11 protein-coding genes are annotated in these 14,762 nt (G+C 62.2%); 10 read left to right on the top strand and 1 reads right to left on the bottom strand.

The genetic code is table 11. From position 1 onward, the window contains the following. The first annotated feature begins 72 nt into the window (after positions 1–72). The 5 genes from HX803_RS01015 (at position 73) to HX803_RS01035 (ending at position 7,096) form a co-directional block, all read left to right on the top strand. Positions 73–3,603, top strand: a complete 3,531-nt coding sequence (locus HX803_RS01015; protein ID WP_178918552.1) for a DUF2339 domain-containing protein — start codon at positions 73–75, stop codon at positions 3,601–3,603. After that, entirely contained in the window at positions 3,603–4,958 is a 1,356-nt protein-coding gene (locus HX803_RS01020) for a DUF3999 domain-containing protein (protein WP_178918553.1), read from the top strand. Before HX803_RS01015 ends, HX803_RS01020 begins: the two co-directional genes overlap by 1 nt. Positions 4,959–5,054: 96 nt before the next feature. Next, positions 5,055–6,065 (top strand): class 1 fructose-bisphosphatase, encoded by a 1,011-nt coding sequence (locus HX803_RS01025; RefSeq protein WP_060754592.1) that lies wholly within the window; start codon positions 5,055–5,057, stop codon positions 6,063–6,065. Positions 6,066–6,241: 176 nt separating this feature from the next. After that, positions 6,242–6,496, top strand: a complete 255-nt coding sequence (locus HX803_RS01030) for a hypothetical protein (RefSeq protein ID WP_105697716.1) — start codon at positions 6,242–6,244, stop codon at positions 6,494–6,496. A 30-nt stretch (positions 6,497–6,526) separates the two neighbouring features. Next, positions 6,527–7,096, top strand: coding sequence for a lipocalin family protein (locus HX803_RS01035; RefSeq protein ID WP_017734862.1), 570 nt, complete (start codon positions 6,527–6,529; stop codon positions 7,094–7,096). Between the two features lie 116 nt (positions 7,097–7,212). On the opposite strand, the gene HX803_RS01040 is transcribed toward HX803_RS01035, so the two are convergent. After that, on the bottom strand, positions 7,213–8,577 hold the full coding sequence (locus HX803_RS01040) for a formimidoylglutamate deiminase (RefSeq protein WP_178918554.1): 1,365 nt from the start codon (positions 8,575–8,577) through the stop codon (positions 7,213–7,215). 147 nt (positions 8,578–8,724) lie between these two features. Here HX803_RS01040 and hutC point away from each other — a divergent pair, with 147 nt between their 5' ends. The 5 genes from hutC to HX803_RS01065 all read left to right on the top strand — a co-directional run bounded on the left by hutC (position 8,725) and on the right by HX803_RS01065 (position 14,701). Then, the gene (gene hutC, locus HX803_RS01045; protein ID WP_259172907.1) at positions 8,725–9,435 is read left to right on the top strand and encodes a histidine utilization repressor; all 711 of its coding nucleotides are present in this window, start codon (positions 8,725–8,727) and stop codon (positions 9,433–9,435) included. Continuing rightward, positions 9,432–9,992 (top strand): HutD family protein, encoded by a 561-nt coding sequence (locus tag HX803_RS01050; protein WP_178918556.1) that lies wholly within the window; start codon positions 9,432–9,434, stop codon positions 9,990–9,992. Before hutC ends, HX803_RS01050 begins: the two co-directional genes overlap by 4 nt. Positions 9,993–10,378: 386 nt before the next feature. Beyond that, on the top strand, positions 10,379–12,049 hold the full coding sequence (gene hutU / locus HX803_RS01055; RefSeq protein WP_178918557.1) for a urocanate hydratase: 1,671 nt from the start codon (positions 10,379–10,381) through the stop codon (positions 12,047–12,049). A 168-nt stretch (positions 12,050–12,217) separates the two neighbouring features. Further along, complete coding sequence (locus HX803_RS01060) at positions 12,218–13,666, top strand: cytosine permease (protein ID WP_178918558.1); 1,449 nt, start codon at positions 12,218–12,220, stop codon at positions 13,664–13,666. 69 nt (positions 13,667–13,735) lie between these two features. Continuing rightward, positions 13,736–14,701 carry an ABC transporter substrate-binding protein gene (locus HX803_RS01065; protein ID WP_178918559.1) on the top strand — a complete coding sequence of 322 codons (966 nt, stop codon included), beginning with the start codon at positions 13,736–13,738 and terminating at the stop codon, positions 14,699–14,701. The last annotated feature ends 61 nt before the right edge of the window (positions 14,702–14,762 follow it).

Here is a 14,762-nt window from a genome sequence, read left to right on the forward strand (position 1 = left end):
CTCCCACATTGGTTCCGCGTCGATATACTAGGCCTCGGTTTGCCCGCTTCGGGCTGCTTAGGGATATCGACCATGCAATGGATTTTCATGCTGATTGGCCTGGCACTCGGCTGGACACTCGATGAGTCGTTCACCGATGCCGGTTTTGGTGCGCTGCTGGGGTTGGGGATCGGCCAGGCGATTCGCCTGTCGATGCTGTCGTCCCAGGCTAACCAGCAAGCACGTCAGTTGGAAACCACGCAGAAGGCGCTGATCGCATTGGGCGAACGCCTGCGGCAACTGGAAGTACCTGCCCCGGCGAGCAGTATTGCTGCCGAGCCCGTCGCCCCTGAACCCGAACCTCAACCCACCCCTGTCGCTGAGGCGCCTGAGCTTGTCTGGGAGCTGCCCGCCGAACTGGCGCCCGTGGCGATGGTTGCCGAGCCCAGCCAACCGCTGCCGGATGACGTCTGGGCACCTGCTCCCGCCCCACGTCCCGCTGAGCCCGTGACGCCCCGTGGTCCCAACCTGATCGAGCGCGCCATCAGCGGTGCGCGCAATTGGCTGTTGGGTGGCAACACCGTGCTGCGGGTTGGCGTGGTGCTGTTGTTCCTCGGCCTGGCTTTCCTGCTGCGCTACGCCACCGAAGGCATGGTGGTGCCGATCGAGCTGCGTTACGCCGGCGTTGCCGCAGCCGCGGTTGGCCTGCTGGGCTTGGGCTGGTGGCTGCGCCTGCGTAACAGTAATTACGGGCTGATGCTGCAAGGCACCGGGATCGCGGTGCTGTACCTGACGGTGTTTGCCGCGATGCGCCTGCACCCGCTGATCGACCCCGGGGCGGCGCTGGGCCTGCTGGTGGCGGTGACGGTGTTCTCGGCGATCCTGGCGATTACCCAGGACGCCTTGGGCCTGGCCTGCGCGGCGGCGTTGGGCGGTTTTGCGGCGCCGATCCTCACCTCTACCGGTGCCGGTAACCATGTGGCGTTGTTCAGCTATTTCGCGCTGCTCAACGCCGGCATCCTCGCCATCGCCTGGTTCAAGGCCTGGCGCCTGCTCAACCTGATCGGCTTTGTCGGCACCTTCGGCATCGGCTTTGCGTGGGGCATGCGCTCTTACACGCCGGAGTTGTTGTGGAGCACCGAACCCTTCCTGATCCTGTTTTTCCTGATGTACCTGGCCATCGGCCTGCTGTTCGCCCGGCGCAAGTTGCTGGAGATGCGCGACGCCCCTGAGGACGACAGCCGTAGCGCCCTGCTGCGCTGGTCGGCGGCCAAGGGTGACTATATCGACGGCAGCATGCTGTTCGGCCCGCCGCTGGTGGGCTTTGGCTTGCAGTTTGCGCTGGTGCAGCACCTGGAATTCGCGGCGGCGTTCAGCGCCCTCGGCCTGGGCATTATCTACATGGCCCTGGCTCGCATGCTCAGTGGCGGGCGCGCGTTGCTGCTGGCGGAGACCTGCTTGGCTCTGGGCGTGATCTTCGCCAGCCTGGCGATTCCCCTGGGCCTGGATGCGCGCTGGACCGCTGCGGCATGGGCCGTGGAGGGCGCCGGGATACTGTGGCTGGGTGTGCGCCAACAGCGGCCGCTGGCGCGGGCCTTCGGTTTGTTGCTGCAACTGGGCTCGGCGGTGGCGTTCCTCAGCGAGTTGCGCATGGGGGAGCACAGCCTGCTCGACGGCGCGCCGTTGGGCGCGTTGCTACTGGGCGCTGCGCTGCTGTTCAGTTTCGATCAACTGCGCAAAGCCTCCACCGAGCAGGCGTCGGAGTGGGAACGCAAAGGCTTGCCGGTGCTGGCGAGCCTGGGCCTGGGCTTCCTTTACCTGCTGGCGCCGTTGCTGTTGCAGGCCCAAGGCACGGCCATCAGTTGGGCCCTCGCCGGCCTGGCGACACTGTTTGTCGGCTTGCGCATCGGCTCGCGCACCTTCCTGTTCACTGCGTTCGCCGTGCAGTTGCTGGGCGGCGCGTTGTTCCTGTTGCGCTTGCAGGGCGGCGATGGGGCGGCGGTGTTCAGTGCGGGCTGGGGCGGTTTGCTGACGGCATCGCTGATCGGCCTTGCATTGGTTGGCGGCATGCTGCTGGCGGCGCGTGACGATATGGTGCGCGGTGATGTGCGCTTGCTGCGCGGGCTGTCAGTGGTGCTGCTGGCGGGGCTGGTGCTGATCAATCTCGCGGTGCTGTTCGTGCTGCCGTGGGAAAGCGCCAGCGGTGTGTGGGCGGCCAGTGGGGTGTTGATCATCTGGCTGAGCCTGTACCTGCAACAGCGCGTCAGCTTTGTATTCGGCTTGCTGCTGCAAGTGGTCGGCGGTGCTTCGTTCCTGCTGTCGGTGCCGCAACTGCTGGGGCCGCTGACTAGCGAAGGATTGCGCCCGCTGGCCCACAGTGGCTTCTGGACGCCGATGGTGCTGGGCCTGGCGGCGCTCGTGGGCGCCTGGCGCCTGCAGCGCGAACCCCATGCGCCGGTGTTTGACGTACTGAAACTGCAACGGCTGTCCGACCTGCTGCTGGTGTGGGGCGCGGCCTGGTGGACGCTGGCGCTGACCGGAGAAGTGCTGCGGTTTGTCCCGCAGGCACTGCAAGGTGCGTTCCTGCTGGGTATCGCCGCGATCAGCGTGGCGATCTGGGCACTGCTGGCCGAGCGCCTGCGCTGGGCGTCGCTGGGCATGCTGTGCACGTTGCTGATGCCGGCTGCCGGCGTGGTGTTGCTGGTGTCTGCCCATGCCTACTACCACCCGGCTGCGCAGTTCGGCTGGCTGGCCTGGTTCGCCGTGTTTGCGGTGCATTTCATTTCGCTGCGTCGCCTGGCGGCCGTCGTGCCTGGCAAGGTGCTGAGCGTAGCCCATGTGTTGGGCTGTTGGATGCTGATCGGCGTGCTGGCGCTGGAGTTGCGTTACGGTCTGCTGTCTCTGTCGGCCGAATACAACGCCTGGCGCTGGTTGGGCTGGGCGATCCTGCCAAGCCTGTACCTGGTACTGGCAGCCGCACCACGCAGCTGGCCATGGCCGGTGTCGGCGTACCCGCGTGAATACCGTGTGCTGGCGGCATTGCCGCTGGCGGTGTTGATGCTCGGCTGGTTCTGGCTGGCAAACACGTTCAGCGATGGCGTGGCCAAGCCGCTGCCCTATGTACCGTTGCTCAACCCGCTGGACCTGGGCCTGCTGTTTGCGCTGTTGGGCGTTTACCTGTGGTCACGCAGCGTGGCGCCGCAACGCGGGCCGAGGGTGGAACTGATCGCCCAGGGTGTTGCCGGTATTTCGTTGTTTGCGTTCTTTACGGCCCTGGTGATGCGCACCGCTCATCATTGGGGCGGTGTGCCGTTCCAGGCGGATGCATTGCTCGAATCCATGCTGGTGCAGGCGGGCCTGTCGATCGTGTGGACGCTGATCGCCCTCGGCCTGATGATCGGCGGCCACCTGCGTCATCGTCGCGAAGTGTGGCTGATCGGCGCGGCCTTGATTGCGCTGGTGGTGGCCAAGCTGTTCTTTGTCGAGCTGAGCAACCGGGGCGGCCTGGCGCGGATTGTGTCGTTTATCGGCGTGGGCGGGTTGCTGCTGGTGGTGGGCTACTTTGCGCCGCTGCCCCCTAAACGTGCCGAACCTGTGATTGAAACCGAAGGAGCGTCTTCTTGATGGGCAAGTTGAGTCTGGGCGGGTTGGCGGTATGGATGGCGTGCGCGGCGGCAGTTGCCCAGGAAGGGCCGGCCGACTTCACCACGCATGTGCCGCTGGCGGTGAGCGGCAACGGCCCCTGGTATCGCCTGGAGCTGCCGCTGGCGGTGCAGTTGAGCGCGCGCCAGGCGGATCTCAGTGATGTGCGGGTGTTCAACGCGGCGGGTGAACCCCAGGCCTATGCGTTGTCCCGTCAATCGTCGCAGCCCACCGAAAGTCGCGCGGTGACCGACGTGAAGTGGTTCCCGCTGTACGCCGCTGATACCCAACAGGCGTTGCCGGGCGTGGTGATGAAGGCCACTACCGAGGGTGCCCTGGTGGAGATCAAGCCAGCCACCGCGCCCAAGCCCGGCAAGCAGGTGCTGCGCGGCTGGGTGTTGGACGCCAGTGCGATCAAGGCGCCGTTGCAGCAACTGAACCTGGATTGGAGCCGGGAGCAGGACGGGTTCCAGCGTTTCAGCATCGAAGCCAGCGATGATTTGCAACACTGGGAGTCGTGGGGCGATGGCCAGGTGGCGCGCCTGTCGTTTGCCGACGAACGGGTCGAGCAGCATGACGTCAGCTTGCCGGGGCAGTCGGCGCGTTACCTGCGATTGGTCTGGCAGGGGCAGGCCGCGCCGCTGCTGACGTCAGCCAAGTTGACCAGCGCTACCCGCAGCAGCCTGCCAATGCCATTGGTGTGGTCGCAGCCGTTGTCGGGCACGCGGCTCAAGGCGGGGGAGTACAGCTGGCAACTGCCGACGGGGCTGAATGTCGAGCGCCTGCGCATCGAGTTGAAACAGCCCAACACGCTGGCGCCGGTGACGCTGGCGGGGCGGCGTGAAGCCAACCAAGCCTGGCAACCCCTGAGCAATGGCTTGCTGTATCGCCTGGCCCAGAATGGCCAGGAGGTGGTGCAGGATGAGTTGCCGTTGCCGGGCCAGGCTGTGACCGAACTCAAATTGCAGGTCGACGAGCGCGGCGGTGGCCTGGGCGTCGACGCACCGGCCGTGCGTTTTGCCGTACGCTCCACGCAACTGGTGTTTTTGGCGCGGGGTGAGCCGCCGTTCACCTTGGCGCTGGGCAATGGCGCCGTGAAGGCGGCGAACCTGCCGTTATCGACTCTGATTCCCGACTACAGCGCCGAGCGCCTGAAGACCCTGGGGCAGGCCAGGACCGTGGGCGAGGCGGTGGTCAGTGCGTCGGTTGCAGCGGTGTCGCCCCCTGTTGGTGCCGACTGGAAGAAGCTGGGCCTGTGGGCTGTACTTCTGCTCGGCGTGGCGGCGCTGGGAGGCATGGCCTACAGTCTGTTGCGCAAGCCCGTGGCCAAACCGTGAACTCTATTGGTGTTAAATCCTCTGATGAGAGGAAATAAGCCCCGACTCGCGTTAAACTGCGCGGGTTTTTAGCCCCCCCATTCTCCGGAGCCTTACATGTCCCGCGTTACCTTGAGTCGCTATTTGATTGAGCAGACCCGCAGCAACAACACGCCTGCCGATCTGCGCTTCCTTATCGAAGTGGTGGCGCGTGCTTGCAAGGAAATCAGCCACGCCGTGTCCAAAGGCGCACTGGGTGGTGTCCTGGGCAGCATGGGCACTGAAAACGTGCAGGGCGAAGTGCAGAAGAAACTCGACGTGCTGTCCAACGAGATCCTGCTCGAAGCCAACGAATGGGGCGGTCACCTGGCCGGCATGGCGTCCGAAGAAATGGACAACGCCTACCAGATCCCGGGCAAATACCCGAAAGGCGCGTACCTGTTGGTATTCGACCCACTGGACGGCTCGTCCAACATCGACATCAACGCACCGGTCGGCACCATCTTCTCGGTACTGCGTTGCCCGAACGAGTACCTGAGCCAGAACGAAGCCCTGAACGAAAAGGCCTTCCTGCAGCCGGGCACCGAGCAGGTCGCGGCCGGCTACGCGATCTACGGCCCGCAGACCATGCTGGTACTGACCCTGGGCGACGGCGTCAAGGGCTTCACCCTGGACCGTGAAATGGGCAGCTTCGTGCTGACCCACGAAGACATCTCCATTCCTGCCTCCACCCAGGAATTTGCCATCAACATGTCCAACCAGCGCCACTGGGAAGCCCCGGTACAGCGCTACGTGAATGAGTTGATGGAAGGCGAGGAAGGCCCGTTGAAGAAGAACTTCAACATGCGCTGGGTCGCTGCGATGGTGGCTGACGTACACCGTATCCTGACCCGTGGTGGCCTGTTCATGTACCCACGCGACAGCCGCGAGCCGTCCAAGCCGGGCAAGCTGCGCTTGATGTATGAAGCCAACCCGATGTCCTTCCTGGTCGAGCAGGCGGGTGGCGCGTCCACCGACGGCCATCAGCGCATCCTCGACATCCAGCCTGAGGGCCTGCACCAGCGTGTGGCGGTGTTCCTGGGTTCGAAGGAAGAAGTTGAGCGCGTGACCGCCTACCACAAGCAGTAAGTGGCGGCGACCGGTCATCTGCGTTGTTGTGAGCCGGATCACCCTTGAAGAAGCCCCGAAACGTTTCAGCGTTTCGGGGCTTTTTTTGTTTTTGCTCATCGGGAACCAGACACCCCTTTTCCCTTCTAAGCTTCTGGCAGATACCCACGCTGCTTCGTCTCTCCAGGAGTTATCCCATGTCGTTACGCCGTCTCGCCCTGCTGACTTTTTGCGTGCTTTTGGCCGCCTGCAGCAAGGTCAATCAGGAAAATTACGCGAAGCTGTCGGCTGGCATGGCCAAGGCTGAGGTGGAGTCGTTGCTGGGCAAGCCGACCGATTGTTCCGGCGCACTGGGCATGTCCAGCTGCACGTGGGGCGATAAAAACAGCTTTATCAGCGTGCAATACGCCGGTGACAAAGTTCTGATGTTTTCCGGGCAAGGCCTGAAGTAAACCGGGGCGCGAGCCTGCGGGAGAAAAAGAATGATGCGTTTTGTTTTATACCTTTGTGCCAGCCTGTTTTTGGCGGGCTGCGCCAGCCATTCTGGCGACGATCTGCAACCCAAGACAGCGAGCAACGTCAACCTCAAGCGTTACCAGGGCACCTGGTATGAGTTGGCCCGATTGCCGATGTACTTCCAGCGCAACTGCGCCCAGTCCGAAGCCCGTTACACGCTGTTGCCCGATGGCGACATGTCGGTGTTCAACCGCTGCCTGACGACCGAATGGAAGTGGGAAGAAGCCAAAGGCACGGCCACGCCGCAAGTACCGGGCAAGACCGACAAGCTCTGGGTGGAATTCAATAACTGGTTCACGTCGCTGCTGCCGGGCGTCGCCAAGGGCGACTACTGGGTGCTGTACGTCAGTGATGACTACAAGACCGCGATTGTGGGCAGCCCCAGCCGACGCTACATGTGGATCCTGTCGCGCACGCCAACCGTGAATGCCGACACCCGCGAGGACCTGCTGAGCAGGGCGCGGCAGCAGGGGTACGACACCACACGTTTGATCTGGCGCACGTCGGACAAACAGATGGCCAAGACCTCGCAATAAGCCTGGGTCACCGCCGATCATAAATGTGGGAGCGGGCTTGCTCGCGAACGCGGTATATCAGTACCAGATGCAATGGCTGACACACCGCTTTCGCGAGCAAGCCCGCTCCCACAGTTTTAACCGAGTAAGTCCTTTAACACCTGTGTGAATGCGCGATTGCTGTCTTCCTCACCAGCATGATGCCCATCGCGCACCACCCACTTGCCGTTCACCAGCACATCCCGCACCTGCCGATCACCCCCGGCAAACAACCAGCGATTGAGAATCCCGTCTTCTGTGGCTGTCGCCAGATACGGATCACTGCCGTCCAACACAATCCAATCCGCACGTTTACCCACTTCCAGGCGACCTATCGGTTGCCCCAATGCTTGAGCGCCACCGTCCAGCGCAGCATCAAACAGCGTGCGCCCCACCATCGGCTGATCACTGCGATACAACCGGTTGCGCCGCTGATCGCGCAGGCGCTGGCCGTATTCCAGCCAACGCAATTCTTCCACCACGCTCAGCGAGACATGGCTGTCGGAACCGATACCCATGCGTCCGCCCTGGGCGAGGAAATCCACGGCCGGGAAAATACCGTCCCCCAGGTTGGCCTCAGTCGTCAGGCACAAACCGGCAATCGCACGGCTCTCTGCCATGCGCTTCACTTCGTCGGCATCAGCATGGGTGGCGTGCACCAGGCACCAACGCTCATCGACCTCGACGTTGTCATACAGCCACTGCAGAGGTCGCTTGCCGCTCCAGGCCAGGCAGTCGTCGACTTCCTTTTGCTGTTCGGCGATGTGGATATGCACCGGGCAGGCTTTGTCGCTGGCCGCCAGCACGTCGCTGATCTGCTGGGGCGTGACGGCGCGCAGGGAGTGAAAGCACAGGCCCAACTGCTGGGCCGGCTGTGCGGCGAGGATAGGCTTCAAGCGGGTCTGCAGGTCCAGGTAGTGTTCGGTGCTGTTGATAAAGCGCCGCTGGCCTTCATTCGGCGCCTGGCCACCAAACCCGGAATGTGTATAAAGCACCGGCAACAGCGTCAGGCCAATCCCGCTACTGGCCGCCGCCAGGCTGATCTGGCGCGACAGCTCGGTGCGGTCGGCGTAGGGCTGGCCGCTGACGTCATGGTGTACGTAGTGGAACTCGGCGACCGAGGTGTAGCCAGCCTTGAGCATCTCGATGTACAGCTGGCGTGCGATGACCTGCAATTGGTCCGGGCTGATCTTGCCGACCATGCGGTACATCAGGTCGCGCCAGGTCCAGAAACTGTCATTCGGGTTGCCGGCCACTTCGGCCAAACCGGCCATGGCGCGCTGGAATGCATGAGAGTGCAAGTTCGGCATGCCCGCCAGAACCGGGCCTCTCAGCCGTTCAGCGCCCTCTGCACTGGCATTGGCCTCAACCTTTGTCAGCAGGCCATCGGCGCTGACTTCAAGACGTACATCATTGGCCCATCCATTAGGCAGCAGCGCGCGTTCGGCAAAGAAAGCGGACATGATCAAGGCACCCCGGTCGTGTGTTTATTTGTATATACATATACAGACGTTTGCCTGCTCGGTAAACTCCGGCAATCTATGCATCTTTTCCACCTGCAAGGATTCCCTGTGCCGACTCCGCCCGCCAACTCTTCGCTGGCTGCCCACATGGACGAAAGTCCGGCGCCCTTGTATGCCCGCGTCAAACAGATGATCAGCCAGCAGATTCTCACCGGCAACTGGCCGCCCCATTACCGCGTGCCGTCCGAGAGCGAACTCGTCAGCGAACTGGGCTTCAGCCGCATGACCATCAACCGCGCCCTGCGCGAGCTCACCGCCGAAGGGTTGCTGGTGCGCATGCAAGGCGTGGGCACATTCGTCGCCGAGCCCAAAAGCCAGTCAGCGCTGTTTGAAGTGCACAACATTGCCGATGAGATCGCCTCCCGTGGGCATCGGCACACTTGCCAGGTCATCCACCTGGGCGAAGAGGCTGCCGGCTCCGAGCGCGCCGTTGCCCTGGAGATGCGTGAAGGCGGGCGCGTATTCCACTCGCTGATCGTGCACTTCGAAAACGACATTCCCGTGCAAATCGAAGACCGTTTCGTCAACGCCCTGGTCGCACCGGAATACCTGCAGCAGGATTTCACCCAGCAAACCCCTTACGCCTATTTGAACCAGGTGGCACCGCTCACTGAAGGCGAGCACGTGGTTGAGGCGATCCTGGCCGACGCCGCCGAGTGCAAGCTGCTGCAGATCGAGCCCACCGAGCCGTGCCTGTTGATCCGCCGACGCACCTGGTCGGGCCGCCAGCCGGTGACCGCCGCGCGTTTGATCCACCCCGGTTCCCGTCATAGCCTGGAAGGACGTTTCAGTAAATGAGTGCAGTGAAAGTCTGGCGTGCCGCCGATTACGTGCGCATGCCGTGGAAAAACGGCGGTGGCAGCACCGAAGAAATCACCCGTGATGCCGGCGCAGGGCTCGATGGCTTCGGCTGGCGCCTGTCGATTGCCGACATTGGCGAGTCGGGCGGGTTCTCTACCTTCGCCGGTTACCAGCGCGTGATTACCGTGATCCAGGGTGCAGGCATGGTGTTGACGGTCGACGGTGAGGAACAGCGCGGTTTGTTACCGCTGCAACCGTTCGCGTTCAAAGGTGACAGCCAGGTGTCTTGTCGCCTGATCACCGGGCCGATTCGCGACTTCAACCTGATCTATTCGCCCCAGCGTTACCACGCGCGGTTGCAATGGGTGGACGGCGTGCAGCAATTCTTCACGACCGCGCAGACCGTGCTGGTGTTCAGTGTGGCGGATGAAGTGAAGGTGCTGGACCACAAGCTCGGTCACCACGACTGCCTGCAAGTGGACGGTAGCACTGGCCTGCTGGATATCTCCGTAGCCGGCCGCAGTTGCATCATCGAACTGACCCCGCACGAATAACCCTGTAGGAGCCGGCTCGCCGGCGATAGCGGTGTATCTGACACACCGCCATCGCCGGCAAGCCGGCTCCTACAGTTGTTTTGTGGTGCTGATAAAAACTGTTTCCAGACCCCGCACCAATTTGTTACCGAATGCCCCAGCGTGGCGCAAAACCACGCCAACGCGCTAAACCTCTCTCGCTGTAAAAATCCTCCGTAAGAAATTTCATCAAGCCCCGAAGCCTTAATTTCCAAGGCTTGCGCGTGCTTTCCAAAAAAATCTCGACAACCCCCTCGCCAAGTTGGCCGCTTGATTGCATATGCTTGTATGTACAAGTAAAGATGTGTGCGTAAGACTCTCCTTCGCACCATCCATGTTCGCGCATCGATCGCCGAGGAGTTCTTGTTGTGACCAAGCCTACAAAATACCGTGACGTCGAAATCCGTGCCGCCCACGGTAACAAGCTCACTGCCAAAAGCTGGCTGACTGAAGCGCCGCTGCGCATGCTGATGAACAACCTCGACCCGCAAGTGGCCGAGAACCCGAAAGAATTGGTGGTGTACGGCGGTATCGGCCGTGCCGCGCGCAACTGGGAGTGCTACGACCAGATCGTCGAGAGCCTCACTAACCTGAACGACGACGAGACACTGCTGGTGCAGTCCGGCAAGCCGGTTGGCGTGTTCAAGACCCACAGCAACGCGCCGCGCGTACTGATCGCCAACTCCAACCTGGTGCCGCACTGGGCCAGCTGGGAACACTTCAACGAACTGGATGCCAAGGGCCTGGCCATGTACGGCCAGATGACCGCCGGCAGCTGGATCTACATCGGCAGCCAGGGCATCGTCCAAGGCACTTACGAAACCTTCGTCGAAGCCGGCCGCCAACACTACAACAGCGACCTGACCGGCCGCTGGGTCCTCACCGCCGGCCTCGGCGGCATGGGCGGCGCCCAGCCTCTGGCCGCTACTTTGGCCGGCGCCTGCTCGCTGAACATTGAATGCCAACAGGTCAGCATCGACTTCCGTCTGAACAGCCGTTATGTCGACGAACAAGCCACCGACCTCGACGACGCTTTGGCCCGCATCGCCAAATACACCAAGGAAGGCAAGGCCATCTCCATCGCCCTGCTGGGTAACGCGGCGGAGATCCTGCCGGAACTGGTCAAGCGCGGCGTGCGCCCAGACATGGTCACCGACCAGACCAGTGCCCACGACCCACTCAACGGCTACCTGCCAGCCGGCTGGACCTGGGACGAATACCGCGCCCGCGCCAAGACCGAACCGGCTGCCGTGATCAAGGCCGCCAAGCAGTCGATGGCCGTGCACGTCAAAGCCATGCTGGAATTCCAGAAACAAGGCATCCCGACCTTCGACTACGGCAACAATATCCGCCAGATGGCCCAGGAAGAAGGCGTGGAAAACGCCTTCGACTTCCCGGGTTTCGTACCGGCCTACATCCGCCCACTGTTCTGCCGTGGTATCGGCCCGTTCCGTTGGGCGGCGCTGTCGGGCGACCCGCAAGACATCTACAAGACCGACGCCAAGGTCAAAGAGCTGATCCCGGACGACGCCCACCTGCACAACTGGCTGGACATGGCGCGCGAGCGAATCAGCTTCCAGGGCCTGCCGGCGCGTATCTGCTGGGTCGGTCTGGGCCAGCGCGCCAAGCTGGGCCTGGCATTCAACGAAATGGTACGCCGCGGCGAGCTGTCGGCGCCGGTGGTGATCGGCCGTGACCACCTCGACTCCGGTTCGGTCTCCAGCCCGAACCGCGAAACCGAAGCCATGCAGGACGGTTCCGACGCCGTGTCCGACTGGCCACTGCTCAATGCCCTGCTCAACACCGCCAGCGGCGCGACCTGGGTGTCGCTGCACCACGGTGGCGGCGTCGGCATGGGCTTCTCCCAGCACTCCGGCATGGTGATCGTCTGCGACGGTACCGACGAAGCCGCTGAGCGTATCGCCCGCGTGCTGCACAACGACCCGGCCACCGGTGTGATGCGCCACGCAGACGCCGGCTACCAGATTGCGATCGATTGCGCCAAAGAACAGGGCCTCAACCTCCCAATGATCAAGTAACTCAATGTGGGAGCGGGCTTGTGTGGGAGCTGGCTTGCCTGCGATGGCATCACCTCGGTTTGACTGACAGACCGAGTCGCCTGCATCGCAGGCAAGCCAGCTCCTACAAAAGCCAGCTCCCACAGAACAGCAATGCACACAAAAACAATCCATCAGAGGTTGAACAACATGGCTGCAAATGACACCACCCCGTTGATCGAAAGGCGCTCGATCGACTACATCCCGGAAGCGGAAAGACATGGTCGTCTATTGAGCCAGTTCACCCTGTGGCTGGGTGCCAACCTGCAGATCACCGCGATTGTCACCGGGGCCCTGGCTGTGGTGCTGGGCGGTGATGTGTTCTGGTCGTTGATCGGTCTGCTGATCGGCCAACTGCTGGGCGGTGGCGTGATGGCGTTGCATGCGGCACAAGGCCCGCAACTGGGCTTGCCGCAGATGATTTCCAGCCGTGTGCAGTTTGGTGTGTATGGGGCGGTGATCCCGCTGGTGCTGGTGTGCCTGATGTACATCGGCTTCTCGGCCAGCGGCTCGTTGCTGGCGGGGCAGGCGGTGGCGCAGTTGCTGCACGTGGAAGACTGGGTCGGCATCGTGTTGTTTGCCGGGCTGATCATGGTGTTCACCATTTTCGGCTACCGCGTCATCCACGGCATTGGCCGCGTGGCCAGTGTGCTCGGCGTGATTGCGTTCGTGTACCTGTTCTACAAACTGTTGGCGGGTAACGACGTGGCTGCGTTGCTGGGCAACAAGCACTTTTCCCTGAGCAGTTTCCTGTTGGCGATTTCGTTGTCGGCGTCCTGGCAGATCGCGTTCGGCCCGTATGTGGCGGACTACTCGCGCTATTTGCCGCGCAGCACCAGCGCGTCGAAAACCTTCTGGGCCGTTGGTCTGGGGTCGGTGATCGGGGCGCAGGCGTCGATGGTGTTTGGTGTGTTCGCGGCGGCCCTGGCCGGCGCGCAATTCGCCCACCACGAAGTCTCGTTTATCGTCGGCCTGGGCGGCACCGGCATTGTCGCGGCGCTGCTGTATTTCAGCATCGCCTTCGGCAAGGTCACCGTGACCACCCTCAATGCCTACGGCAGCTTCATGTCCATCGCGACGATCATCAGCGGTTTTCGTGGCAGCCGGCACATCTCGAGTGCGGTACGCCTGCTGTACATCTTCCTGATGGTCTCGATTGCCGCCGCGCTGGCACTTTTGGGAAAAGACTCATTCCTCAAGGATTTCTCCGCGTTCATCCTGTTCCTGCTGGCGTTTTTCACGCCCTGGAGTGCGATCAACCTGGTGGACTTCTACTGCATCACCAAAGAGCGCTATGACATTCCTGCGTTGTCCAATCCCAACGGTCGCTACGGCCGCTGGAACCTGATGGGCATCAGCATCTATGTGTTCGGCGTGCTGATCCAGATGCCGTTCATCTCGACGCACTTCTACACCGGCCCCCTCGTCGCCAGCCTCGGTGACACCGATATCTCCTGGATCATCGGTTTGGTGGTGCCCGCTGCACTGTATTACTGGGCCGCCAAAAAGTGGCACAGCGCAACTCCTGAACACCTGATCCTGCCAGCAGAGCAGGGCGCTGCACCAACGACGACAAACGGGCTGGCGGTACAAGCCTGATGGGACGTGGACAGGGCAGGATGCCTACTGACTGCCGTAATCCATTTCAAGATTGGGAGCGTCACAACAATGAAGATGAATAAAACCCTGTTGGCCACTGTGTTCTCTGCGGGCGTGTTGGCCAGTGCTGGCGCCCAGGCGGCCGGCTGGTGCGAATCCGGCAAGCCGGTGAAGTTCGCCGGCCTTAACTGGGAAAGCGGCATGTTGCTCACCGACATCCTGCAAACCGTGCTGGAAAAAGGCTACGACTGCAAAACCGACAGCCTGCCGGGCAACTCCATCACCATGGAAAACGCCCTGAGCAGCAACGACATCCAGATCTTCGCCGAAGAATGGGTGGGCCGCAGTGAAGTCTGGAACAAGGCCGAGAAGGCCGGCAAAGTTGTCGGCGTTGGTGCGCCGGTGGTGGGTGCCATCGAAGGCTGGTACGTGCCGCGCTATGTGATCGAAGGCGATGCCAAGCGCAAGCTGGAACCCAAGGCGCCGGACCTGAAAAACATCGCCGACCTGGCCAAATACGCCTCGGTGTTCAAGGACCAGGAAGAGCCGTCCAAGGGGCGTTTCTACAACTGCCCGGCCGGCTGGACCTGCGAGCTGGACAACAGCGAAATGCTGAAAAGCTATGGCTTGGAAAATTCCTACACCAACTTCCGTCCAGGCACCGGCCCGGCGCTGGATGCGGCGGTGCTGTCGAGCTACAAGCGTGGCGAGCCGATCCTGTTCTACTACTGGTCGCCGACACCGCTGATGGGCCAGGTCGACCTGGTCAAGCTGGAAGAAAAACCCGGCGTGGATAAAAGCGTGAGCATCAAGGTCGGTCTGTCCAAGACCTTCCACGAGCAGGCGCCAGAGCTGGTGGCCGTGCTGGAAAAGGTCAACCTGCCTATCGACCTGCTGAACCAGAACCTCGGTCGCATGGCCAAAGAGCGAATTGAATCGCCAAAACTGGCGAAAATTTTCCTCAAGGAACATCCTGAAGTCTGGCACGCATGGGTGAGCGACGACGCAGCCAAGAAAATCGACGCGGCCTTGTAGGTCAAGTGTGCCCGGCTACCCTGAGGGGCTGGCCGGGCACTTGGCCACAACCCACTGGATC

Origin of the sequence: Pseudomonas sp. P7548, assembly GCF_013386585.1 — a bacterium.
Lineage (GTDB): Bacteria > Pseudomonadota > Gammaproteobacteria > Pseudomonadales > Pseudomonadaceae > Aquipseudomonas.

What these genes read in the sequence shown, in the direction of transcription:
- HX803_RS01015 (WP_178918552.1), top strand. Translation starts at nt 73, where the DNA reads ATGCAATGGATTTTCATGCTGATTGGCCTGGCACTCGGCTGGACACTC.
- HX803_RS01020 (WP_178918553.1), top strand. Translation starts at nt 3,603, where the DNA reads ATGGGCAAGTTGAGTCTGGGCGGGTTGGCGGTATGGATGGCGTGCGCG.
- HX803_RS01025 (WP_060754592.1), top strand. Translation starts at nt 5,055, where the DNA reads ATGTCCCGCGTTACCTTGAGTCGCTATTTGATTGAGCAGACCCGCAGC.
- HX803_RS01030 (WP_105697716.1), top strand. Translation starts at nt 6,242, where the DNA reads ATGTCGTTACGCCGTCTCGCCCTGCTGACTTTTTGCGTGCTTTTGGCC.
- HX803_RS01035 (WP_017734862.1), top strand. Translation starts at nt 6,527, where the DNA reads ATGATGCGTTTTGTTTTATACCTTTGTGCCAGCCTGTTTTTGGCGGGC.
- HX803_RS01040 (WP_178918554.1), bottom strand. Translation starts at nt 8,577, where the DNA reads ATGTCCGCTTTCTTTGCCGAACGCGCGCTGCTGCCTAATGGATGGGCC.
- hutC (WP_259172907.1), top strand. Translation starts at nt 8,725, where the DNA reads ATGGACGAAAGTCCGGCGCCCTTGTATGCCCGCGTCAAACAGATGATC.
- HX803_RS01050 (WP_178918556.1), top strand. Translation starts at nt 9,432, where the DNA reads ATGAGTGCAGTGAAAGTCTGGCGTGCCGCCGATTACGTGCGCATGCCG.
- HX803_RS01060 (WP_178918558.1), top strand. Translation starts at nt 12,218, where the DNA reads ATGGCTGCAAATGACACCACCCCGTTGATCGAAAGGCGCTCGATCGAC.
- HX803_RS01065 (WP_178918559.1), top strand. Translation starts at nt 13,736, where the DNA reads ATGAAGATGAATAAAACCCTGTTGGCCACTGTGTTCTCTGCGGGCGTG.